23 protein-coding genes are annotated in these 21823 nt (G+C 44.4%); 16 read left to right on the forward strand and 7 right to left on the reverse strand.

Annotation, left to right across the window (positions count from 1 at the left end; all coding sequences use genetic code 11):
- Nucleotides 1–18: 18 nt before the first annotated feature.
- From CARFE_RS0100465 to CARFE_RS0100475, 3 genes are read left to right on the forward strand one after another with little or no spacing between them, the layout of a single operon-like run.
- Complete coding sequence (locus CARFE_RS0100465; protein WP_028051348.1) at nucleotides 19–1656, forward strand: AMP-binding protein; 1638 nt, start codon at nucleotides 19–21, stop codon at nucleotides 1654–1656.
- Nucleotides 1657–1683: 27 nt separating this feature from the next.
- Nucleotides 1684–3336, forward strand: coding sequence for an acyl-CoA mutase large subunit family protein (locus CARFE_RS0100470; protein WP_028051349.1), 1653 nt, complete (start codon nucleotides 1684–1686; stop codon nucleotides 3334–3336).
- Nucleotides 3337–3349: 13 nt separating this feature from the next.
- A complete protein-coding gene (locus CARFE_RS0100475) occupies nucleotides 3350–3757 on the forward strand; it encodes a cobalamin B12-binding domain-containing protein (RefSeq protein WP_028051350.1) in 408 nt (135 codons plus the stop codon).
- Between the two features lie 41 nt (nucleotides 3758–3798).
- On the opposite strand, the gene CARFE_RS0100480 is transcribed toward CARFE_RS0100475, so the two are convergent.
- From CARFE_RS0100480 to CARFE_RS0100505, 6 genes are all read right to left on the reverse strand, one after another.
- The gene (locus CARFE_RS0100480; protein WP_028051351.1) at nucleotides 3799–4335 is read right to left on the reverse strand and encodes a 2-oxoacid:acceptor oxidoreductase family protein; all 537 of its coding nucleotides are present in this window, start codon (nucleotides 4333–4335) and stop codon (nucleotides 3799–3801) included.
- A 1-nt stretch (nucleotide 4336) separates the two neighbouring features.
- Complete coding sequence (locus CARFE_RS0100485) at nucleotides 4337–5080, reverse strand: thiamine pyrophosphate-dependent enzyme (protein ID WP_028051352.1); 744 nt, start codon at nucleotides 5078–5080, stop codon at nucleotides 4337–4339.
- Nucleotides 5080–6141, reverse strand: coding sequence for a 3-methyl-2-oxobutanoate dehydrogenase subunit VorB (locus tag CARFE_RS0100490; protein WP_028051353.1), 1062 nt, complete (start codon nucleotides 6139–6141; stop codon nucleotides 5080–5082). Before CARFE_RS0100490 ends, CARFE_RS0100485 begins: the two co-directional genes overlap by 1 nt.
- On the reverse strand, nucleotides 6142–6351 hold the full coding sequence (locus CARFE_RS0100495; RefSeq protein ID WP_028051354.1) for a 4Fe-4S binding protein: 210 nt from the start codon (nucleotides 6349–6351) through the stop codon (nucleotides 6142–6144). It lies immediately after the preceding gene.
- Nucleotide 6352: 1 nt separating this feature from the next.
- Nucleotides 6353–7396, reverse strand: coding sequence for a Glu/Leu/Phe/Val family dehydrogenase (locus CARFE_RS0100500; protein WP_028051355.1), 1044 nt, complete (start codon nucleotides 7394–7396; stop codon nucleotides 6353–6355).
- A 144-nt stretch (nucleotides 7397–7540) separates the two neighbouring features.
- Nucleotides 7541–9562, reverse strand: coding sequence for a sigma-54 interaction domain-containing protein (locus CARFE_RS0100505; RefSeq protein WP_028051356.1), 2022 nt, complete (start codon nucleotides 9560–9562; stop codon nucleotides 7541–7543).
- 143 nt (nucleotides 9563–9705) lie between these two features.
- On the opposite strand from CARFE_RS0100505, the gene CARFE_RS0100510 reads away from it, so the two are divergent.
- From CARFE_RS0100510 to CARFE_RS13735, 10 genes are all read left to right on the forward strand, one after another.
- Nucleotides 9706–10953, forward strand: coding sequence for a methylaspartate ammonia-lyase (locus CARFE_RS0100510; RefSeq protein WP_011343514.1), 1248 nt, complete (start codon nucleotides 9706–9708; stop codon nucleotides 10951–10953).
- Nucleotides 10954–12333 carry an acyclic terpene utilization AtuA family protein gene (locus CARFE_RS0100515; RefSeq protein ID WP_028051357.1) on the forward strand — a complete coding sequence of 460 codons (1380 nt, stop codon included), beginning with the start codon at nucleotides 10954–10956 and terminating at the stop codon, nucleotides 12331–12333.
- The gene (locus CARFE_RS0100520; RefSeq protein WP_011343516.1) at nucleotides 12317–12631 is read left to right on the forward strand and encodes a DUF4387 domain-containing protein; all 315 of its coding nucleotides are present in this window, start codon (nucleotides 12317–12319) and stop codon (nucleotides 12629–12631) included. The genes CARFE_RS0100515 and CARFE_RS0100520 overlap by 17 nt, the downstream gene beginning before the upstream one ends.
- A gap of 12 nt (nucleotides 12632–12643) precedes the next feature.
- Entirely contained in the window at nucleotides 12644–13195 is a 552-nt protein-coding gene (locus tag CARFE_RS0100525; protein WP_011343517.1) for a thymidine kinase, read from the forward strand.
- A gap of 160 nt (nucleotides 13196–13355) precedes the next feature.
- Entirely contained in the window at nucleotides 13356–13748 is a 393-nt protein-coding gene (locus CARFE_RS0100530) for a CoA-binding protein (protein ID WP_028051358.1), read from the forward strand.
- A 17-nt stretch (nucleotides 13749–13765) separates the two neighbouring features.
- Complete coding sequence (locus CARFE_RS0100535) at nucleotides 13766–14332, forward strand: hemerythrin domain-containing protein (protein WP_011343519.1); 567 nt, start codon at nucleotides 13766–13768, stop codon at nucleotides 14330–14332.
- 13 nt (nucleotides 14333–14345) lie between these two features.
- A complete protein-coding gene (locus tag CARFE_RS0100540; RefSeq protein ID WP_028051359.1) occupies nucleotides 14346–15764 on the forward strand; it encodes an MFS transporter in 1419 nt (472 codons plus the stop codon).
- Nucleotides 15765–15780: 16 nt separating this feature from the next.
- Nucleotides 15781–16707: an aminopeptidase gene (locus tag CARFE_RS0100545; RefSeq protein ID WP_011343521.1), complete on the forward strand. Its 927-nt coding sequence runs from the start codon at nucleotides 15781–15783 to the stop codon at nucleotides 16705–16707.
- A gap of 87 nt (nucleotides 16708–16794) precedes the next feature.
- Nucleotides 16795–17481: a hypothetical protein gene (locus tag CARFE_RS0100550; protein WP_028051361.1), complete on the forward strand. Its 687-nt coding sequence runs from the start codon at nucleotides 16795–16797 to the stop codon at nucleotides 17479–17481.
- The gene (locus CARFE_RS13735; protein ID WP_051250056.1) at nucleotides 17478–18485 is read left to right on the forward strand and encodes a CaiB/BaiF CoA transferase family protein; all 1008 of its coding nucleotides are present in this window, start codon (nucleotides 17478–17480) and stop codon (nucleotides 18483–18485) included. The genes CARFE_RS0100550 and CARFE_RS13735 overlap by 4 nt, the downstream gene beginning before the upstream one ends.
- A gap of 10 nt (nucleotides 18486–18495) precedes the next feature.
- Here the strand turns inward: CARFE_RS13735 and CARFE_RS0100560 are convergent, their stop codons facing one another.
- Nucleotides 18496–18762, reverse strand: a complete 267-nt coding sequence (locus tag CARFE_RS0100560; protein ID WP_028051362.1) for a hypothetical protein — start codon at nucleotides 18760–18762, stop codon at nucleotides 18496–18498.
- A 72-nt stretch (nucleotides 18763–18834) separates the two neighbouring features.
- Here CARFE_RS0100560 and CARFE_RS0100565 point away from each other — a divergent pair, with 72 nt between their 5' ends.
- From CARFE_RS0100565 to CARFE_RS15390, 3 genes are all read left to right on the forward strand, one after another.
- Nucleotides 18835–20415: a long-chain-fatty-acid--CoA ligase gene (locus CARFE_RS0100565; protein ID WP_034541353.1), complete on the forward strand. Its 1581-nt coding sequence runs from the start codon at nucleotides 18835–18837 to the stop codon at nucleotides 20413–20415.
- A gap of 166 nt (nucleotides 20416–20581) precedes the next feature.
- Nucleotides 20582–21127, forward strand: a complete 546-nt coding sequence (locus CARFE_RS0100570; protein ID WP_028051364.1) for an O-acetyl-ADP-ribose deacetylase — start codon at nucleotides 20582–20584, stop codon at nucleotides 21125–21127.
- 16 nt (nucleotides 21128–21143) lie between these two features.
- Nucleotides 21144–21815, forward strand: a complete 672-nt coding sequence (locus tag CARFE_RS15390) for a flavodoxin family protein (RefSeq protein ID WP_051250058.1) — start codon at nucleotides 21144–21146, stop codon at nucleotides 21813–21815.
- Nucleotides 21816–21823 lie beyond the last annotated feature (8 nt).

Genomic DNA, 21823 nt, shown 5'->3' on the forward strand with positions numbered 1-21823 from the left:
TTTGAGGAGGGGTTTTAAATGCCAAACATGGTCGACTATGAAAAAACTTACCGTGAATTTCGGCACCAGGTGCCCGAGTATTTTAATTTTGCCCGGGATACTTTTGATGTCTGGGCTCAAGATCCGAATAAACTTGCTATGCTCTGGGTCGATGACTTTGGCAATGAACGGCGTTTTACTTTTAAACAATTTTCAGAATTATCAAAACAAACTGCCAATTTCTTTAATTCTCTGGGGGTTAAGCAGGGGGACCGAATTTTAGTTATTTTGCCGCGGTTACCGGAATGGTGGGTAATTTACCTGGCGGCAATTCGGGCTGGGATAATTTTTATTCCGGGGACTACCCAGCTGACTTCTAAGGATATTAAATACCGGGTGGAAACAGCGGAAACGGTTATGGTGATTACCGATGAGGATAATGCGGCCAAGGTGGAAGAAATTAAAGGAGAGTTACCGGTATTAAAACATCTCGTAATCGTCGGCAAGAGGGAGGGATGGCTTTCCTTAAACGAGGAGATTGCTAAATTTAGTCCGGAGTACGAAGCTGCTAACACTAAAAGCGATGACCCGGCAATTATCTTTTTCACTTCGGGAACCACCGGCTATCCCAAGATGGCCGTGCATACCCACGCCAGTTACCCGATAGGCCACTATATTACCGGAAAGTACTGGCTGGATTTAACTCCCGATGACCTGCACTGGAATATGTCCGATACCGGGTGGGCAAAAGCGGCCTGGTCCAGCTTTTTTGGGCCGTGGATTTGCGGTGCGGCAATTTTTGTCCACCATTCGGTGGGTAAATTTGACGCTAAAAAAACGTTGGAGCTTTTAGCTAAATATCCCATCACCACCTTCTGTGGTCCGCCAACCGCTTACCGGGTTTTTGTTCTGGAAGATTTAAAAAAGTATAAGTTCCCGCATTTACGCCATTGCGTAGCTGCGGGCGAACCTTTAAATCCCGAGGTAATCAAAGTGTGGAAAGAAGCAACCGGGCTAACCATCCGGGATGGTTACGGCCAAACGGAAACCTGCGTCCTGGTGGCGAACTTCCCCTGTTTTGAAGTAAAACCCGGGTCGATGGGTAAACCGGCTCCCGGCTATTATGTCTCGATCATTGACGATGAAGGGAACGAACTGCCGCCCGGCAAGGAAGGTAATATTGCCATTAAAGTTAAACCGGAGCGGCCGGTGGGACTGTTTAAAGAATACTGGAAGAATCCCGATAAAACCGCCGAAGTGTTCCGGGGCGACTGGTATTTAACCGGCGACCGGGCTATTAAAGATGAGGATGGCTACTTCTGGTTTGTGGGCCGGGCCGATGATGTTATCCTGGCTGCCGGCTACCGGATAGGACCGTTTGAGGTGGAAAGCGCCCTGGTGGAGCATCCGGCGGTGGCCGAGGCGGCGGTCGTGGCGAGCCCCGACGAAATCCGGGGAGAAATTGTCAAGGCGTTTGTGGTACTGGCTCCGGGATATTCTCCCTCGGAGGAACTGGTTAAAGAATTGCAGGAGCACGTGAAAAAAGTTACCGCTCCTTATAAGTACCCGCGGGAAATCGAATTTATCGATGCTTTACCCAAAACCGTTTCCGGTAAAATCCGCCGGGTGGAGTTGAGGGAAAGAGAGTGGGCCAAAAAGCTCGGTAAAAAGAAATAATTTACCGTGGAAAAGGGAGGGAGATTTATGGATGAGTTAAAAAAAGCTTATGAAGAGTGGCAGAAGAAGTATCAGGAAAAATGCCCCGATAAAGATGAAGATTTTGTAACCATTTCCGGTGAACCAATAAAAAGCCTGTATACTCCTCTTGATCTGGAAGGGCATAATTACCTGGAAAAATTAGGATTCCCCGGGGAATATCCCTTTACCCGGGGAATCCACTACAACATGTACCGGGGGAAGGTCTGGACTTTCCGCCAGTTTTCCGGCTTTGCCACTGCCAAGGAAACCAATGAACGGTACAAAATGCTTTTAGCCAAAGGGCAAACCGGTCTATCGGTAGCTTTTGATATGCCTACCATCATGGGGTACGACTCGGACCACCCGCGGGCCGAAGGAGAAGTGGGACGCTGCGGCGTAGCGATCGACTCGTTGGCGGACATGGAAGAGCTTTTTGACGGTATCCCCCTTGACAAGGTGAGCACCTCGATGACCATCAATGGTCCGGCAGCGGTACTCTGGGCGATGTACATTGCCTGTGCCGAAAAGCAGGGGGTACCCTCGGAAAAGCTTTCCGGCACCATTCAAAACGATATCTTGAAAGAATATATAGCTCAGAAATCCTGGATTTTCCCGCCGGAGCCGTCCATGCGGATTATCACCGATATCTTTGCTTACGGTGCCAAGCACGTGCCCAGGTGGAATACGATAAGCATTTCCGGTTACCATATTCGGGAGGCAGGAGCCACGGCAGTTCAGGAATTGGCCTTTACCTTAGCCGATGGTTTTGCTTATGTGGAGGCGGGAATTAAAGCCGGCCTTGATGTGGATGAGTTTGCTCCGAGACTTTCCTTCTTCTTCAATTCGCACATGGATTTCTTTGAAGAAATAGCTAAATTTAGAGCGGCCCGGCGCATCTGGGCCCGCCGGATGAAAGAAAAGTATGGAGCTAAGAATCCGCGGTCCTGGCTTTTAAGATTTCACACCCAGACGGCGGGCTGCAGTTTAACCGCCCAGCAGCCGGAAAATAATATTGTGCGTACAGCCTTTGAGGCTTTGGCTGCGGTTTTAGGGGGTACCCAGTCCCTCCATACCAACTCCATGGATGAAGTTTTAGCATTGCCTACCGAAAAAGCGGTCACCATTGCTTTAAGAACGCAGCAAATAATTGCCCACGAAACCGGTGTCATTAACACCATTGATCCCTTGGGCGGTTCGTATTATGTGGAAGCGCTAACCGATAAAATGGAGGAGGAAGCGGAAAAATACTTCAAGAAAATTGAGGAACTGGGCGGAGTTATCGAAGCCATTAACAAAGGTTTCTTCCAGCAGGAAATTGCCGATGCGGCTTATCGTTACCAGCAGGCGGTGGAGCGGAAAAAACGGATTATCGTGGGAGTCAATGAATACGTGGAAGAAGATGAAAAGATCGACATTCCAATCTTGAAAATTGATCCCGAGGTGGAAGAGCGGCAAAAACGGAAGTTAAAATCCTTAAGGGCTACCCGGGATAATGAAAAGGTGGAAATTGCCCTGCGGGAGTTAAAAGATGCGGCGCGGGGAACGGATAATTTAATGCCGTATATTTTAAATGCAGTTCGGGTTTATGCCACCGAAGGGGAAATTATTCAAAGCTTAAAAGAAGTGTTTGGGGAATATAAAGAAAAACCGATTTTTTAAGGGAGGGGAGAAGATGGCGCGGAAAATAAGGGTACTGGTTGCAAAACCCGGACTGGACGGTCACGATCGCGGCGCCAAGGTGGTGGCCAGGGCGCTTCGGGATGCGGGCATGGAGGTTATTTATACCGGATTGCACCAGACCCCCGAGCAAATCGTCCAGGCAGCCATTCAGGAAGATGTGGATGTGGTAGGTATCAGCATATTATCCGGTGCCCATATGACCGTTTTTCCCAAGGTAAAAAAGCTTTTAGAGGAAAAGGGAGCGGGAGATATCATCGTCATGGGGGGCGGAATAATACCGGACGATGATAAAAAAGAGCTGATTGAAAAAGGATATGCTGCCGAGCTCTTTACCCCGGGAACCCCTTTAGAGGAGATTATTGAATGGGTCCGGAAAAATGTAAAGCCGAAAGAATATTAAAGGGAATATAATAAATCCCCGGTTTTGGCCGGGGATTTTTTTTAAATTACCTTTAAACTTTGATAGCCGGTTTTCAGGGCTTTTTCGTTTACGGCAAGCACTTCCGGTTTATTTTTAAAAATATAGCTTAAATTGAGAGTGGCTGCTTCCAAGGAAATCAGGTTGGTTACGGCTAAAACTGCGCCTAACATCACCATATTGGAAGCCCGGGATTCGCCGATTTTAAGAGCAAGTTCATTGGCTGGTATTTGATGGATATGGATATCACTTTTTATTTCAGGGACGGAAGGGATAAGAGAGCTATTAATAAAAAGATGCCCGCCTTTTTTTACCGTATCTTTAAACTTTAGTAACGAAGGGTAGTTCATTGCTACCAAGACATCGGGCTCGGTAACTACCGGTGAGGCAATGAACCCTTTTTCTATCACTACGCTGCAGTTGGCAGTGCCGCCACGCATTTCCGGACCGTAAGAAGGGATAAACGAACTATTAAAACCTTCTTTAATGGCAGCATGGGCTAACAGCATGCCCATGGCCATAATACCCTGACCGCCAAAGCCTGCAAAGATAAACTCCATTTTACCACACCCCTTCCGGTTTTTTAAATTCCCCCGGAGGATAATACTGAGCCATTGTTTCTTTAACATATTTTAAAGCTTTTACCGGACTTAAGCCCCAGTTGGTCGGACAGGTGGAGAGGATTTCAACCAGGGAAAAACCTAAACCTTTTTCTTGAACGGTAAAGGCGGTTTTAATAGCTTTTTTGGCTTTTATGACCTGACCGGGATCCAAAAGCGCTACCCGGGCAATATAAGCTACCCCATCTAAAGTGGCCAGCATTTCGGAAACTTTAAGGGGAAAACCGTTATCTTTGGTGCGCCCTTCGGGGGTGGTAGTGGTCTTTTGGCCCATTAAAGTAGTGGGGGCCATTTGCCCTCCGGTCATGCCGTAAATGGAATTATTAATAAAGATTACCGTTATATTTTCTCCCCGGCCTGCGGCGTGAACGATTTCGCCCATGCCAATAGAGGCAAGGTCACCGTCTCCCTGATAAGTAAAGACAATTCTATCCGGCAGTGCCCTTTTAATTCCGGTAGCTACGGCCGGTGCTCGTCCGTGGGCAGCTTGCTGCATGTCAAGGTTAAAGTAGTCGTAGGCTAAAACCGAGCAGCCAACGGAGGCAACGCCAATGGTCTTTTCCATGAGTCCCAGTTCGTCGATGACTTCTGCTATTAAGCGGTGGGCGATACCGTGGGTACAGCCCGGGCAGTAATGAAAGGGTATCTTGGTTAAGCTTTCCGGCCGGGTTAAAATTTCTGCCATTATACCTGCCCCCCTTCAAGGATTTCTAAAGTTCTTCTAAAAATTTTCTGGGGTGAGGGAACAATACCGCCGGCGGTACCGTAAAAGTAAACCGGTTTTTGGCCTTTTACTGCTCGTTCGACATCTTCGACCATTTGCCCCATGCTCATCTCCACTACCATAAATCCTTTACTCTGGTTAACTTTTTCGGCAATTACGGTATAAGGGAAAGGCCACAGGGTTATCGGCCTGATTAACCCGGCATTGATACCTTTTTCCTTTAAAAGCTCAATTACTTTTAAGGAAATTCGGGCCGAGGAGCCATAGGCTACAAAGAAAAATTCAGCCTCTTCATTTATTACTTCAACCCGGACTTCTTTTTCGGCAATTTCTTGATATTTTTTAAAGAGTTTTTGGTTGTGACTGAATAATTTTTCCGGATCAAGGTACAGGGAGTTTATAATGTTGGGTTTCCGGTTCTTTCTTCCGCGGGTGGCCCAGGTTTTTTCCTCCAAGGGAAAAGCAGGGGAATAGGGTTTTAACGTAACCGACTCCATCATTTGTCCCAGTAAACCGTCGCCCAAGACCATGACCGGGTTTCGGTAGTGGTCGGCTAAATCAAAGGCTAACATTGTATGGTCGTATAATTCTTGAACCGACGAGGGAGCTAAGACAATTAACCGGTAGTCGCCGTGACCGCCGCCTTTGGTTGCTTGAAAATAATCCGATTGCGAAGGCTGGATGCCTCCAAGGCCGGGACCTCCCCGCATCATATTGACAATTACAGCGGGGAGTTCTGCTGCGGCGAGGTAGGAAATCCCTTCCTGCATTAGACTAATACCCGGGCCGGAAGAGGAAGTCATGGTTCTAACGCCGGCGCCGGCTGCTCCGTAAACCATGTTAATTGCAGCAACTTCGCTTTCAGCTTGCAAAAAGGTGCCACCGGCCCGAGGAAGATGTTTGGCTAAATATTCACCAACTTCGTTTTGGGGGGTGATGGGATAGCCAAAATAAACATTCAGTCCGGCCCTAATTGCCGCTTCGGCCAGCGCTTCATTGCCTTTCATTAAAACCGTTTCCATTTACCTTCCCTCCCTCTGGACCGTGATAGCAAGGTCCGGGCACATGCGGTAGCAGGTACCGCAGGCGGTGCAAACTTCCTGGTCAAAGCTTAAGACGCGGTAGCCCTTTTCATTTAAATTATCGGTAAAAGTTATCGCTTTAACCGGACAAAATTCCACACAAAGACCGCAGGCTTTACAGAGATTTTGATCGTAAATTATTTTTGGCAAGTTAAGCCCTCCTTTGTAAAAGCCGCTTTTTGGCATACATGATTGCAGCTTCCTGGGGAGTTATCTTTTGTTCCCGGGAAAGAGTTAAGACTTCTTTCACTTTATCGTAAATTGTAGCAACCTTAGCTTTTACCCGGTTCTGATCATAACCTTCCGGGTTTAATTCTTCGGCTACGTTAATTACTCCGCCGCCGTTTATGATGAAGTCCGGGACATAAACTATTCCGCGTTCCGCTAAAAGTTTACCGTCTTCCAACTTTGCCAGCTGGTTATTGGCAGCACCGGCAACTATTTTTACTTTAAGCCGGGGAATGGTGTTTTCGTTTAAAATTCCTCCTAAAGCACAGGGAGCAAAGATATCGGCTTCAACATCATAAATTTGCTCTGGTTTAACAAAACGGGCGTTAAAACGTTTTATTGCTTCAGCTACCCTATCCTCAAAAATATCGGTGACAATTAGTTCCGCCCCTTCCTGGTGAAGGTGTTCCAAAAGATACATTCCCACATGGCCTAAACCTTGAACGGCAACTTTTTTGCCCTTAAGGGAAGTCTCGCCAAAAACATATTCTAAGGCTGCTTTCATTCCCATGTAAACACCAAAAGCAGTAAAGGGAGCGGGGTCGCCGCTTTTGGCGGGAAGACCGGCAACATACGGGGTGTGTCTGGATACTTCCAGCATATCCTGCGGGGTAATTCCTACGTCTTCAGCGGTGTAGTATTTGCCCCCCAAAGCGTTTACTGCTTCAGCAAAGCGGGCAAATAGCTCTGAAGACTTATCGGTTCGAGGATCACCAATAATTACCGCTTTACCACCGCCAAGGTTTAAACCCATGGCGGAGTTTTTATAAGTCATTCCTTCGGCAAGCCGCAGGACATCGGTTAAGGCCTCTTCATCACTTTTGTAAAACCACATTCTGCATCCACCAAGAGCAGGACCTAAAACCGTACTGTGGACGGCAATTATGGCTTTAAAGTTAGTTTTTTTATCGGTAGCAAAAAGTACGGTTTCATAACCTTGATAATTTTCCTTTTTAACAATTTCCATTACCGTGCCCCCCAAACTTTTTATTTTAAAAATTTTCAATAAAAAAGACACGCAAAAAGCGTGCCATTTATTAATAAAAGGGATTTATCCGATTGTTGAAATAAAATTCAGATAATGTGAAAAAAATTTCCGGAAAAAAGATACTTATAATAAAAGATCAAACTCTTTTAGCTTGTTATACAAACTGCGGGGAGTTATTCCAAGAAGCTGGGCTGCTTTGGTTTTGTTATATTTAGCTTTTTCGAGAGCTTCTTTAACCACCGATTTTTCAAATTCTCGGGTAAGTTTCTTTAAGTTTAAGTCGGAGCTTTGGGTTTTAGAAAAAGAAGTTTGGGGAGTTTCTTCAAAAAGCTTTGGCAGATGTTCGGGGCCCAAGCGATTTTCGGCCAGGGATACTTTTAACATTGCCCGCCCTAAATAATTTTCAAGTTCCCGGATATTTCCCGGCCAGGAATAACTCATTAAATAGCGGAAAACTTCCGGATCAATAAATTTAATATTGCGGCCGTATTCCCTGTTAAGTTTTTGGACAATAGCCCGGGCTAAAGCGGGGATATCGGTTTTACGTTCTCGTAAAGCCGGTAAATTAATGGGGATTACGTTTATCCGGTAATAAAGGTCTTCCCGGAAGGTTTTATTTTTTACCGCTTCTTCTAAGTTTAAATTGGTAGCAGCGATAATCCTTACATCTACCGGAATTGGCTGATTACCGCCTACCCGTACAATTTCCTTTTCCTGAAGAACTCTCAAAAGTTTAGCCTGCAAATTGGAGGAGAGAGTGGTGATTTCATCTAAAAACAGAGTTCCCCCATTGGCTTCTTCAAAGACACCTTTTTTACCGCCTTTTTTAGCCCCGGTAAAAGCCCCTTCTTCGTAGCCAAAAAGTTCACTTTCTAAAAGACTTTCGGTTAAGGCGGCGCAATTGATCCGGATAAAAGGTTTTTTTGCCCTGGGACTCTGGTTATGGATAGCGTGGGCAAATAGTTCCTTACCGGTTCCGGACTCGCCGCGCAGCAAGACAGTAGCGGAAGTCTGGGCTGCTAACTTGGCAAGCTCTATAGCTGAAATTAGTAAGGGATGTTCTCCTATTATATCATCAAAGGTGTAGCGGGCGCTCGAAGCAAGGGAACGCTTTAACCGATCGATTTCTTCGGTAAGTCTTTTTAATTCCGAGACATCGTGAATAACGGCGACGCTTCCTTTTAGGGTGCCGTCGACAATTAGTGGTGCGGCGTTAACCACCACTTCCTTTTTTAAGGGACCGACTTTCATCGTGATATTTTTTATCGGCCTTTTTTCCTGTAGTACTCGAAAATGAACACTTTCCCCTTCGGCAATATCAACCGTTGCCGGTTTACCGATGACATCCTTTTCGGTCAGTCCGGTAAGTTCGGAATAGGCTTTATTGATTAAAAGCCCGTAACCCCGTTCATCGACCACCGAGATAGCGTCTTGCGTACAATCAATAATTGAAGTTAATAAGGTTTTAATTTCCTGAAGGTTGGTTAATTCTTCGGCTAACTTTTGCATGTCAGTAATATCTTTAAAAATAGCAAAGGCACCGATTACTTCTCCAAATTCATTGAAGAGAGGAATCCGGCTGGTAATAATTTTTGCTTGTCCCAAGTCTTGAAACTGGTTAATTTCGGCTTTGCCGGTTTTGAGGATAACGTGCAGCCGGGTGTTAGGGATGGCGTCAACGACGTATTTTCCCAGTGCCTGGTTGCGGTTTATCCCGGTAATTTTTTCGGCAGCGCTATTAAACCAGGTAATAATTCCTTCACGGTTTACCGCAATTAAACCGTCGTGGGCGGAGTTAATTATGGCTTCAAGCTCTTTTTCCTGGTAAAAAAGTTCATCAGCTAAAGATATAAAAAGTTTAGCGATATAGCCGCTAAGATAAGGGATATTTTCCTTTAAGTTTTTTAAAGTTTTTTCGATTTGGGGGTCGCCGGTGGTGTCAATAATAAGATTGGGAGCTTTCGTTAGCCCTTCCTCAAGGGTTGAGAAAACCGGGATATTTAAGTCTTTGGCAATTTTGACCCCCAAAGCTTCCGGGTTTTTTTCTACTGCCATAAGCTTTAAATTACTTTTTTTACCAAGAATTTTTAAAAATCTGGTTCCGCCCTGCCCTAAACCTAAAAGAAGGATCTTAATTGCTTCCATTGTCTCACCCTGTAAAATAAATTGTTTTTCCTTAATATATTCGCCGGAAAAATCTTTAAACCTCTATTTTTCGTCAAACCCTTGCATAGGGATTTGGGGTGGGGGTAAGATGTTTTTAGAAGCATTTCTGGAGGGAGATAAAAATGAAAATTATCGATGCTCTTTTTGCGCCAGGACTTACCGGTTTTTATTTTGATGATCAAGAGGCCATTAAAAAAGGTGCTGTACATAACGGGTTCTGGTATGAAGGGAACCCCCAAACTCCCGGTTACAAAAGGATTCGCCAGAAGGGTGAAGCAATTCTGGTTATGCTTGTTTTGGAAAATGGGGAAGTGGCGTATGGCGATTGTGCGGCGGTGCAGTATTCGGGAACGGGAGGCCGGGACCCTCTTTTTACTGCTGAAGAGTTTTTGCCGATCCTGGAAAATGAAATACGCCCGAAGTTAATCGGGCTTGAGTTAAATAGTTTTAGAAACCTTGCTCATATTTTTGACCGGGAGCTAACGGTTAACGGAAAACCTTTACATACCGCTTTAAGATACGGGCTAACCCAGGCGCTTTTAGATGGCGTAGCCCGGGCGCAAAAAAAGCTTATGGCGGAAGTGATAGCGGAGGAATATCAGCTACCGGTGATTCCCGAGCCGGTACCGATTTTTGTTCAAACCGGCGATGACCTATACACCAACGCCGATAAGGCAATTATTAAAAGAGCCGACGTTTTACCCCATGCCCTTATTAATAACGTGGAGGAAAAATTAGGGCGGCAGGGGGAAAAGCTTTTAGCTTACATAAAGTGGCTGAAAAAAAGGATATTTGAGCTGGCTGGTGATGAATATCGTCCGGTGATTCATATTGACGTTTATGGTACCGTCGGTTTAATTTTTGCCAATGACCTTGAGAAAATTGCCGGCTACCTCGCAACTTTAGCTCATGAGGCGGCTCCCTTTAAGCTTAGAATTGAAGGACCGGTAGATATGGGAAGCCTCTGGGGGCAAATCGAGGCTCTATCTAAGTTAAGGGAAATAATTGACCGAAGAGGGATTCCCGTGGAAATTGTGGCCGATGAATGGTGTAATACCTTGGAAGACATTAAATTATTTGCTGACCATAAAGCGGGACATATGGTTCAGATTAAAACTCCCGACTTGGGCGGGATAAACAACGTTGTGGAGGCGGTGCTTTACGCCAAAATGAAGGGTATAGGTGCATATCTGGGAGGTACCTGCAACGAAACCGACCGCTCAGCGCAAATTTCGGTACATTTGGCTCTGGCAACCCGCCCGGACCAGATGTTAGCCAAACCCGGGATGGGGTTGGATGAAGGGTTAATGATTGTTTATAATGAAATGCAGCGAGCAATTGCCCTGTTAAAGAGGCGAGGAGGTAAATAAATGGAAAAGGTGAAAATCCTATCCCCTACCGCTATTTTGGGGTACGGCTTTCCGGTTAAATCTTTTGAAGCTGGATTGGAAAAAAAGCCAGATGTTATCGCTGTTGATGCTGGTTCGGTCGACCCCGGACCGTATTATTTAGGAGCCGGCAAATCGTTTACCCAGCGGGCTGCGGTAAAAAGGGACCTTTATTACATGCTTAAAGCTTGTGTGGAACTAAATGTTCCGCTGTTAATTGGTACTGCCGGGGGAGCCGGCGGCAGGGTTCATTTAATGGAAGTAGTAGAAATTATCAAAGAACTGGCTTTTGAAAATGATCTTTCCTTTAAAATGGCGGTTATTGATACCGAAATAGATAAAGAGTGGTTAAAAGATAAAGTTAGACAAAGGAAAACCAAACCGTTAGGAAATTTACCGGATTTAACCATTGAGGAAATTGAGGAAGCGGTGCGGATTGTGGCCCAGGCGGGAATGGAGCCGTTTATCAAAGCGTTAAAAGCCGGTGCTCAGGTAATTGTGGCGGGAAGAGCTTTTGACCCGGCGGTTTTTGCTGCCTATCCGGTGGCCCACGGTTTTGATGTGGGTTTATCCCTACATTTGGGGAAAATACTGGAATGTGCGGCGATTGCTACCGAACCGGGCAGCGGCAGCGACTGCTTGATGGGGGAACTTGACCGGGAAGGATTTGTAGTTTACCCCTTAAATCCCGAACGGCGGGCTACACCCCTTTCGGTATCTGCCCATTCCCTTTATGAAAAAACCAGTCCCTTTGAGTTACACGGTCCGGGTGGTAAGCTTGACCTCTCCCAGGTGAACTTTCAAGCAGTAGATGACCGGACGGTGAGGGTTACCGGTACTAAATTCATTAAAACCCCCAATTACTACCTGAAAATTGAAGGAGTAAAAAAAGTGGGATTCCGGGCCATTAGCATTGCCGGCAGCAGGGACCCGAAATTTATTGAAAATTTCCAGTCCATAGCATCAGGGGTAAAAAAACGGGTGGAAGATAATTTTCCAGAACTTGCGGGAAAGTATTATCTAAACTTTATTGCTTACGGGATAAACGGTGTTATGGGGGCGTTAGAGCCGGAAAACAAGCTTTCCCATGAAATTGGGATTGTTATGGATGTGGTGGCGGAAGATAAAAATACTGCCGAACAGATATTGAGTTTTACCCGCAGTACCATGCTCCATTTTGGTTTTCCCGGGCGAATCTCCACCGCCGGAAATCTGGCATTTCCCTTCTCTCCTTCGGATATTCCGGTTGGCGATGTTTATAATTTCTCCATCCACCATTTGGTGGAAGTGGAAGATCCGGAAAAGCTTTTTCCCATCGAACACATTGAAATAGGAGGTAGAGGCGGTGGTAAAACTTATTGATATTGCCAAGGTAATCCGGAGTAAAAACTCCGGACCTTTTGAGCTTACTTTTGACATTATTTTTAAAGATAAGGAAATTTACGAAAAGGTTAAAGGGAAAAAAGCTATTAATAGCGAATTAATAAAAAGGCTTTATAAAATTTCTGAAGACAAAATAATAGGTATTTATTATTTTGATCCGGCACTGGCGGTGAAGTTTACTATAGTACGTCCCCTGCCAGCAGGACACCTGGGAGAAACCGATATTTACGGGGCCCAGCAGCATGCACCGCTTTTAAATGCAGAACTTGAACTGTAAAGGAGAGGCAAAATGGGGAGAATTGAGGTCATAACCGGTCCAATGTTCTCCGGGAAATCGGAGGAACTGGTGCGCAGAGCCTTGCGGCTTATGTATGCTAAGAAAAAAGTAATAGCTTTTCACCATGCTCTGGATAATCGCTTCGGGCATAAAAAAATAGTTAGTAGGAGCGGGTTTGAACTGGAATCCTACCCGGTTCAAAATTTTGCTTTTGAAGTAATCTGGGATTTAGCAAAAGATTACGATGCGGTTTTAGTTGATGAAGCTCAATTTTTTAGTGACGAACTGGTGGATACCTGTTTAAATTTGCGCCGGCGTTCGAAAATTGTGGTGGTTTCCGGTTTGGATTTGGATGTTTACGAAAATCCTTTTGGCCCAATGCCGAAACTGTTAGCTCTGGCTGACAGGGTGGATAAATTAAAAGCCGTTTGTTTTGAATGCGGAGAGGAAGCTACGATATCATATCGTTTATCGGGGGAGAAGGAACAAATAGTGGTTGGAGACAAAAATTACATCGCCCTGTGTTACCGCTGTTATTATGCCAAGAAAAAAGAAGAGCGGTAGAACGCTACCGCTCGTAGGAACGGCATTTTTCCCGGGAACAGCCGTGGGGGTGCTTTAGATATTCGCTGCATGATATTTTATAATTGAGGGGCAGATTTATCTCATAAATATCTCGCAGAAAATTTACCCCTCATGATTATTTTAAGAAAGAAGGGGTAGTATGGACATTAGAGAAATTTTGACCCGTTTTAAAAATATTGCGGTGGTAGGGGTTTCCGATAAGCCGGAACGCCCGAGTTATCAGGTAGCAAAATTTTTAATGGAAAAAGGGTACAGGGTTTTTCCGGTAAATCCTAACCTGGATAGTTTTCTTGGCCAAAAAGCTTATAGGTCTTTAGAAGAAATTCCAGAAACGGTGGAAATTGTGGATGTTTTTCGCAAGACTGAAGAAGTACCGGCAATAGCTAAGTCTTCCGTGACTATTGGTGCTAAGGTTTTATGGCAGCAGGAGGGAGTAAATAGCCCGGAAGCCAGGGAAATTGCCGAAGCTGCCGGTTTAATTGTTATTGCCGATCGCTGTATCAAAAAAGAATATCTTAAAAATTTCCCTTAAAAAGGGGTGAAGGTTAAATGGCCAATTGCACCGAGGTAATGGTAAAGGAACACGAACTTATCTTGAGAATGTTAGATATTTTAGAAACCGGAGCGGACAAGCTTTCCCGGGGAGAGTTTGTTCCGCCGGAAGTGTTTACCGGAGCGGTTATTTTTATCCGGGAGTTTGCTGATCGCTTTCATCACGGCAAAGAAGAAGATGTGTTTTTCCCTGCTTTGTATGAAGCGGGAATGCCGGAAGAAAACAGCCCTCAGGAGCTTTTAAATTTAGAGCACAAACTCGGGCGAAGGTTTGTGGGACGCCTGGATGAGGCAGCAGAGCAGTACATGGATGGGGATGACGGAGCAATACCGGCAGTGGTGGAAGCTGCCCGCGACTATGTAAGGCTCTTACGGCAGCATATTTTAAAGGAAAATGAGGGGCTTTTTCCTGTGGCTGAACGCCTTATGAGCGATAGCTTAAAGGAAAGGGTAAACCAGAACTATGCGGAAGTTGAAAGGGAAAGATTTCCCGAAGACACGGTGCTAAGATTTACCCAGTTAGTGGAACGTTTTGAACATTTACTGGATATAAAGAAAAATTAACCTGGAGGTTTTTATGGAGTACCGGTGGAGAGTAATGTGGGTAGTGGCTCTTGGGACTTTTATGGCGCCACTGGATGCCAGCGTTGTGAATATTGCCCTTCTTTCAATAATTAAAGATTTTAAGGCAAGTTTAGCGACCGGAGAATGGGTAATTTTAATTTACCTTCTTTTCATCAGCACCCTTTTGCTGACTTACGGACGCCTGGGGGATTTGTACGGTAAAAAATTGGTTTACGTTACGGGCTTTGTAGTTTTCACTGTTGGTTCTTTGTTATGCGGTCTTTCCCCGACCCTTGGTTTTTTAATAGGAGCGCGGGTTATCCAATCCCTTGGCGCAGGAATGATGATGGCCATGGCACCGGCAATTGTTACCGAAGTTTTTCCACCGCAGGAACGGGGAAAGGCTTTGGGGATTAATGGCATGATGGTGGCTGCAGCTCTGGCTTTTGGGCCTTCTGCCGGGGGATTTTTAACTCACTTTTTCGGGTGGCGTTCCGTGTTTTTTATTAATCTCCCTATCGGATTAATTGGGAGTATTTTGGCCTTTAAAATAATTAAGAACGATTTCACGCGGGAAAAACATTCCTTTGATTTTCTCGGGGCTTTTTTAAGCTTTCTTGGCCTTGGAAGCCTTTTAATCCTCCTTACCTTTTTTGAAAAATACGGCTTTACCCATCCCTTAATGATTGGTGCCTTGGTTATTTCAATCCTGGCTTTTCTTTTGTTTTTATACACCGAAAAAAAGGTTTCCGAACCAATGGTGGATTTGGGCTTATTTAAAAATCGTGATTTTTCGTTTAGTAATTTAAGTGCTTTTTTAAGCTATGTTGCCTTGTATCAAGTGGTGTTTTTAATGCCGATTTATCTGCAACAGTTGCGACATTTTACTCCCGAAAAAGCAGGGATGGTAATGTCGGTGCATCCGTTACTAACAATGATTGTAGCCCCTTTAAGCGGAAGCCTTTCCGACAAAATCGGTTCGAAGGTTTTAGCCCCTCTGGGAATGACGGTTATGGCTTCAGGGTTATTTGCCCTTTCCCGTTTAAATAGCGAGACAACAGTTGGCATAATTATCTTATCTTTAATGTTAATCGGGCTTGGCAGTGCCATTTTTCAGTCGCCCAACAACAGCACTATAATGGGGAGTGTGCCCAAAAATCGCCTGGGAACCGCTTCCGGATTTCTGGCGACAATGCGCAATGTCGGAATGGTAATGGGAGTAGCCGTTGCCGGGGCCGTGTTTACCGGCCGGCGTACTTATTATTTAACTTATTATTTGCAAAATCACTATACTAAAGAACTTGCAACCATAAAAGCCTTTGTTTTAGCTTTTAGGGAAGCATTTTTAGTGGGCGCTTTTATTGCCCTGTTGTCGGCTGCAGCTTCACTGGTAAGATCCCGGGGACGAAAAGAAAAGCTTTTACAAAAATAATTCTGGAGTGTTTACTATGGCCTTAAAAGAACTGGCGAAAAACTTCTGGCGGAAAAATTTTAATTTAAAACCCTTTGAAAAAGTAATAATTGTTTTTGATAATAAACGGGAAGAGCTGGCGCGGGCTCTTTCCGAAACTGCCGTCATGTTTAAAGCCGATTTGGGCCTGGTAAAAATTTATGATTCGGAGCTTCCTCCGGATATCGAAGACCGTCTGGTCGGGGCGGACGTAGTTGTCTTTTTAACCGAAAAATCTTATTCTCACCATCCCTTAAGGGTAAAGGCTTGTGAGGCAGGAGCAAGAATTGCCAGTCTTCCCAAAATAACTTCGGAAATCTTTAAAAGAGCTGCTCAGGCGGATTACGAAAAATTGGCGGCCAGAACGAAAACTTTGGCGGACCTTTTAACCGGTGCTTCTGAAGTCAAAATAACCTCTTCCCTTGGGACCAATTTTACGGTAAATATTCGGGGGAAAGAAGGCTTGCTGGATATCGGAAACTTTACCGAGCCCGGTAATTTTGGCAATTTTCCGGCGGGGGAAGCATCTTTGGCACCGGTCTTAGAGGGAACTTCAGGGGTTTTGGTGGTGGATGGCCGAAAAAAGCTTTTTGGGCCTCACCCCTTGATTGTTCGCGTGGAAGACGGCCGGGTGGTGAGTGTTGAGGGGCCCGGGAGTACTGTATTGGAAGAGTATTTTAATCAGTACGGTGAGAAAGCTCGCCTTATCGGTGAGTTTGGGATTGGCAGTAACGAGCAGGCACATATAGAAAGTATTCCCCTGGAAGCGGAAAAAGCAATGGGAACGGTCCACTTAGCCCTTGGCAATAATTTATCTTTTGGCGGCGAAAACGATGTTCGCTTTCACCTGGATTTGATCATTACTCAGCCTACGGTAGCGTTAGATGGGAATGTAATTATCAAGAAAGGTAAGCTTTTAATTTGACCGTTTGGGGGCAAAAAACGACCGTTTACCCCAAAAAAGATGAATATTGACATTGAATCCCCTAAAATTTATACAGGGGGTTTTTTTATGCGGATGGTTCATCAGGTTAAAGGTGTTGTCTACTTTGTGGAAGATGACTGTTTAAAAACCGGCTTTAATTATCTCATTCGCTACCCGCAGTTAATTTATCCCCTGGTAGGCTATAAGGGAAGGCTTTTGGGAGCTGTTGAGCTTTCTTCGCTGCTCTATGCTATATCCACCATGCAAAGCCACGCAACGCCAATAAAAATGTACGTTCGGGGAGATTATCCCGTGCTTCCGGCCGGTTTAAGGAAAGAAAAACTTTTAGAAATCTTTGTTCGGGAACCTTTTTTGTGGTATTTGCAGGAAAATGAAGGTAAAGGCTTTGCCGGCCTGGCTTTGGGATATAAACTGCTACAGGATGGAATTAGTGAGGGAAAAATAGAAGCGGCTACGGTTAAAAAATTCAGTGAGCTTTTTGGCGGAGAATTTTATAAAAGCTTAAAAATTTTGGATGCAGGACAAATATCTTTTTTGTTTAAAAAATTTTTAATGATTGCGACTTATAAAGCTTTTAATTTTAAAGCGGTGTATCCCTACCTTGATTTATCTTCCTTGGAGGAAAAAATCATTGAACTAAGTCTTAAACTTAATAACGGCCAGAAAGCTGAACTTTCCAAAATTGCCGGATTTAAAAGATCGGCTTTGTATCAACAGCTTAAGGGCCAAGCCAGGGAGGGGAAAAAAGCATGAATTTACTTTACGACCAGCCGCTAATTTTGGACTTAACCCGCCTTTTACCCGGTCCCTATGGTACGTTTCTATTGGCAGCGTACGGGGCGAAGGTGATCAAAATTGAAGAACCGGTGGTCGGGGACTATTTAAAAAGTATGTTTAGTTCTGAGGGCGAGGAGTCATTTATTTATCGGGTCTTAAACGCCGATAAAGAAAAAATTTATTTAAACCTTAAAGATGCCAGTGATCGGGAAAAATTTTTAGATTTAGTTAAGGAGGCTAATGTTTTAGTAGAAAGCTTTCGCCCCAAGGTTATGGAACGTTTGGGCATAGGTTTTAAGAAGCTTAAAGAAATAAATCCAAAGCTTATTTACATCAACCTGGGGGGCTATCTGGAGGGATCCGAAGAGGCAGAAAAAGCAGGACATGACATAAACTATCTGGCGCAAAGTGGAATCCTGGGGGATACCTATAAGGATGGACCGGTGATCCTTGGAGCGCCAATTGCTGATTTTGCCGGAGGACTTGCCTTGAGCTCCCTGGTGATGGGTGGCTTATATTATCAGCAACTTACGGGACTGGGGATGTATATCCAAATAGGAATGGCAGAGCTTATGAAAAGCTGGGGTGTACTGGCTGCCGCCGTTTACGGTGAAAAAAATAAAGTTCCGGGCCCGGGTAAAGGAATCTTAAAAGGTGGGGTAGTTTGCTACAATATCTATCGAGCTAAAGATGGTTACTTATCACTGGGAGCTTTGGAAGAAAAGTTCTGGTTAAATTTTTTAAGGGCTCTTGGGCGGGAAGATTTAAAACCGGGGCAATTTACCCCGGCGGTCAAGGGAAACCGGTACTATGACGAAGTTTGCGCTATCTTTGCTAATTTGACATTAATTGAGGTGGAGAAGCTTTTTAAGGATGTAGATTGTTGTCTGACTCCTGTGAAAGAGCTAAAGGATATTGCAACCTCCGATGTGGTTGAAGGTAGCGAGAAAGCTCTGGGATTTTTCCGGGTAGAAAGGTAAGTTGACGTGTTTAAGATATTTTTCTTTTGGTAAAAGGGATAATTTTTGTGGTAATGTTTAACTCCTCCATAAGCCTTTTTCTTTCCAAAAAGAGGTTTTCATTTAGCTTGTAAAAGTTTTCCCAGTATTCGTTTAACCAGGACATGGGAATATAAGCTTTTTGATTTATTTTAAATACTGGAAAATTGCCGTGAAGGATACGGTATAAATTTTCTTGCCGCTTGATTTCTTTCTCAATTTTTTTTAGCTTGATATTTAATAACATTTTTCTATCCATATTAACACTCCAAGGAAATTGTAACATAAATTTACAAAAATTACAATATTATAATGAAAGGTTTTGGTTGTTATGAACTTTCAATTAAATTTGGGAAAGATATTAAAGCGCGCCGCCAGCTACTTTGGGGAAAAAACCATCGTTTCTTATGAAGCTCTGGAGCGAAAGGAGATAACTTATAGAGAGTTTTACTCCCGGGTCTTAACCTTAATTGGTTATTTAAAAGCACTGGGGGTTAAAAGAGGAAGTCGGGTAGGGGTTTTTGCCTGGAATAACTTGGCCCATTTAATTCTTTATTTTGCTGTTCCGTGTGCCGAAGCGGTTTTACATCCGGTAAATTTGCGCTACAGTAAAGAACAAATGCTTTATACCATAAATCACGCTGAAGATGAAGTTTTATTTGTGGAAAAGGAATTTTTGCCTTTAGTGGCGGAAATAAAAAGCGAACTTCAAAGAGTGCACCAAATATTACCTTTAGACGCGGTTTTCACCAATTTTACTTCTTTTGCCGAAAATTTTGACCAAATTCCGGAAGACCTTCCGGCAAAATTATGTTATACCACCGCAACCACCGGGACTCCCAAAGGCGTAATGTATTCTCACCGGGACCTGTATCTGCAAAGCATGGCTCTTTGCATGACCGATAGTTTTGGCATATCGGAGAAAGAACGAATATTAATCATGGTTCCGATGTTTCACGTAAATTCCTGGGGAATTCCTTATGCTGCGGCAATGGTAGGTGCTACGATGGTCTTACCCGGGGGAAATTTTAAAGGGCAATTTTTAGCTAAAATAATTTCTGAAGAAAAAGTAAGTTTAGCTGCAGGAGTACCTACCGTTTTCCAGGAAATTTTAAAAGCAGCGCAAAGCGAAAATATTGATTTGGGAAGCCTGCGAACTGTTCTGGTGGGTGGAGCTCCCCTTACCAGAGAAATTATTGAGGGATTTGCCCGGTATGGTGTTGAAGTTCGTCAGGTCTATGGACTTACCGAAACCGCGCCTTTTGTAGCAAGTAATTACCAGAAATCAACCCTCGTCCATCTTAGCGAAGAAGAAAAGAAAAAACAGCAGCTAAAAATCGGCCTTCCCGCTCCTGGCGTTGAGGTAAGGGTGGTGGGCAAAGACGGAAAGGATGTGCCCTGGGATGGGGAATCCATTGGCGAGCTCTGGTTAAAAGGTCCCTGGCTTGCCCGGGAATATTACAATGATGAAAAGCATACCCGGGAAGCTTTTGTGGATGGCTGGTTTAGAACTTTTGATTTAGTTAAAATTGATGCGTTAGGGTATATTGAGTTTTGCGACCGGGAAAAAGATGTAATAAAAAGCGGTGGGGAATGGATTTCCTCGGTGGCGGTGGAGAAATATCTTCTGTCCCACCCCGATGTAAAAGAAGCGGCGGTGGTAGGTTTACCCCATCCCCTCTGGCAGGAACGACCGGTAGCCTTTGTGACTCTATGGGAACAGGCAAAGGTAACCGAAGAAGAACTTCTAAGTTATTTGCGGAGTAAACTTCTTTCCTTCTGGGTTCCCGACCGTATACTTTTTTTACGGGAGTTGCCCCGTAATTCGGTAGGTAAAGTAGCCAAAAAATTACTGCGGGAAAAATATCATGATTTATTGCTTAAAAATCCGAACGAAAGGGAAAAAGTATAAAAACAGGTTTTTAATGGGAATAATACCATACTAAGTGGTGCCAATTTACCCGTTGCTTTTTTAAAATCACCGGTATATACCGGTGATTTAATTTTGTGCGCTTTTAATTTAGTAAAAATAAAGGAATTTTTACGATAATTGCCGAATTAAAAATAAGGGTGAGAGTATGGAGAAAAAAGTTGGGAATTCGAAACTTATTTTAAAACTTGGTGATATAACCAAAGAAAAGGTTGATGCTATTGTTAATGCTGCTAATTCAAGGCTTGCCGGTGGAGGTGGGGTTGATGGGGCCATTCACCGGGCCGGTGGGCCGAAAATTATGGAAGAATGCCGGGAAATAATTAATAAAATAGGTGTTTTACCTCCCGGGGAAGCGGTAGCCACAACCGCCGGAAATTTACCGGCAAAGTACGTAATTCATACCGTAGGGCCCATTTACCGTGGTGGCCAAAAGGGTGAGGAAAATACTTTAAGGAACGCCTATTTAAATTCCCTGAAATTAGCAAAGCAGTTAAATGTCAGGACGATTGCGTTTCCTTCAATAAGCACGGGAGCTTATGGTTACCCAGTTAAGGATGCGGCGAGGGTAGCCCTGAAAGCGGTGATAGAGTTTTTAGAAGGAGAACCGGAAGATTTTACCGTGGTTTTTTTGCTGTTTGACGAAATTACTTATGCTGCCTACAAGGAGGCTCTGGAAGCTTATTTAAAGTAAAGAAGGGAGAAGGAAGATGAAAGTTTTTGCTTTAATGGGAAGCCCGCGGGAGGGTAGTAATACCGACATTTTAATTGAGGAAGCACTAAAGCCTGCCAGGGAAGCTGGCTGGGAAGTGGAGAAGTTTAATATCGATCAGCTCTACATCAATCCGTGTCGGGGTTGTATGGAGTGCCGGGGTACCGGTGATTGCAGCTTAGAGGAAGATGATATCCTGGTGGTGGCCAGGGCAATGGCGGAAGCTGATGCCTACATTATTGGAGCGCCGGTTTACGGTAACCATTTACCCGGCCAGGTAAAGGTTTTGTTTGACCGCTTGTCGGGTTTAATTCATAAGGTCAGTTATGATGGTGCAAGTTTGCGTTCGCAAAGCCGCTTACCCCATAAAAAGCGGCAGGTTTTTATCTTTGCCGTAGCAGCGGCCGGAAGACCTGAATCGTGCGATGGAGTTCTTAGGTATTTAAAGTTTTTTGTAAGACCGGAACTAAACGGTGGAGAGGTGTTTGAACTGGCAGTTACCGGAGTTGGGGCCAAAGGGCAGATAGGCTTTGGCCCCGAAGAGTTGGAAAAGATGCTGATAAAATATAATTATGATAACCCTGAAGAAAAAATTAAGGAATATCTTGATTTGCACCAAAAATATCTGAACCTTGCCCGGGAATTTGGGCAAAAGATTTTGACCCTGTGAGTGAAATA

The organism is Carboxydothermus ferrireducens DSM 11255, from assembly GCF_000427565.1.
In the GTDB taxonomy this organism is placed as follows: Bacteria; Bacillota; Z-2901; order Carboxydothermales; family Carboxydothermaceae; genus Carboxydothermus; species Carboxydothermus hydrogenoformans.

Excerpts from the sequence above, each read along its gene's own strand:
- CARFE_RS0100480 (WP_028051351.1), bottom strand. The coding sequence starts at position 4,335 with ATGGAGTTTATCTTTGCAGGCTTTGGCGGTCAGGGTATTATGGCCATG.
- CARFE_RS0100490 (WP_028051353.1), bottom strand. The coding sequence starts at position 6,141 with ATGGAAACGGTTTTAATGAAAGGCAATGAAGCGCTGGCCGAAGCGGCA.
- CARFE_RS0100465 (WP_028051348.1), top strand. The coding sequence starts at position 19 with ATGCCAAACATGGTCGACTATGAAAAAACTTACCGTGAATTTCGGCAC.
- CARFE_RS0100500 (WP_028051355.1), bottom strand. The coding sequence starts at position 7,396 with ATGGAAATTGTTAAAAAGGAAAATTATCAAGGTTATGAAACCGTACTT.
- CARFE_RS0100525 (WP_011343517.1), top strand. The coding sequence starts at position 12,644 with ATGGGGAGAATTGAGGTCATAACCGGTCCAATGTTCTCCGGGAAATCG.
- CARFE_RS0100540 (WP_028051359.1), top strand. The coding sequence starts at position 14,346 with ATGGAGTACCGGTGGAGAGTAATGTGGGTAGTGGCTCTTGGGACTTTT.
- CARFE_RS0100475 (WP_028051350.1), top strand. The coding sequence starts at position 3,350 with ATGGCGCGGAAAATAAGGGTACTGGTTGCAAAACCCGGACTGGACGGT.
- CARFE_RS0100515 (WP_028051357.1), top strand. The coding sequence starts at position 10,954 with ATGGAAAAGGTGAAAATCCTATCCCCTACCGCTATTTTGGGGTACGGC.
- CARFE_RS15390 (WP_051250058.1), top strand. The coding sequence starts at position 21,144 with ATGAAAGTTTTTGCTTTAATGGGAAGCCCGCGGGAGGGTAGTAATACC.
- CARFE_RS13735 (WP_051250056.1), top strand. The coding sequence starts at position 17,478 with ATGAATTTACTTTACGACCAGCCGCTAATTTTGGACTTAACCCGCCTT.
- CARFE_RS0100510 (WP_011343514.1), top strand. The coding sequence starts at position 9,706 with ATGAAAATTATCGATGCTCTTTTTGCGCCAGGACTTACCGGTTTTTAT.
- CARFE_RS0100530 (WP_028051358.1), top strand. The coding sequence starts at position 13,356 with ATGGACATTAGAGAAATTTTGACCCGTTTTAAAAATATTGCGGTGGTA.
- CARFE_RS0100550 (WP_028051361.1), top strand. The coding sequence starts at position 16,795 with ATGCGGATGGTTCATCAGGTTAAAGGTGTTGTCTACTTTGTGGAAGAT.
- CARFE_RS0100565 (WP_034541353.1), top strand. The coding sequence starts at position 18,835 with ATGAACTTTCAATTAAATTTGGGAAAGATATTAAAGCGCGCCGCCAGC.
- CARFE_RS0100485 (WP_028051352.1), bottom strand. The coding sequence starts at position 5,080 with ATGGCAGAAATTTTAACCCGGCCGGAAAGCTTAACCAAGATACCCTTT.
- CARFE_RS0100535 (WP_011343519.1), top strand. The coding sequence starts at position 13,766 with ATGGCCAATTGCACCGAGGTAATGGTAAAGGAACACGAACTTATCTTG.
- CARFE_RS0100545 (WP_011343521.1), top strand. The coding sequence starts at position 15,781 with ATGGCCTTAAAAGAACTGGCGAAAAACTTCTGGCGGAAAAATTTTAAT.
- CARFE_RS0100505 (WP_028051356.1), bottom strand. The coding sequence starts at position 9,562 with ATGGAAGCAATTAAGATCCTTCTTTTAGGTTTAGGGCAGGGCGGAACC.
- CARFE_RS0100570 (WP_028051364.1), top strand. The coding sequence starts at position 20,582 with ATGGAGAAAAAAGTTGGGAATTCGAAACTTATTTTAAAACTTGGTGAT.
- CARFE_RS0100470 (WP_028051349.1), top strand. The coding sequence starts at position 1,684 with ATGGATGAGTTAAAAAAAGCTTATGAAGAGTGGCAGAAGAAGTATCAG.
- CARFE_RS0100560 (WP_028051362.1), bottom strand. The coding sequence starts at position 18,762 with ATGGATAGAAAAATGTTATTAAATATCAAGCTAAAAAAAATTGAGAAA.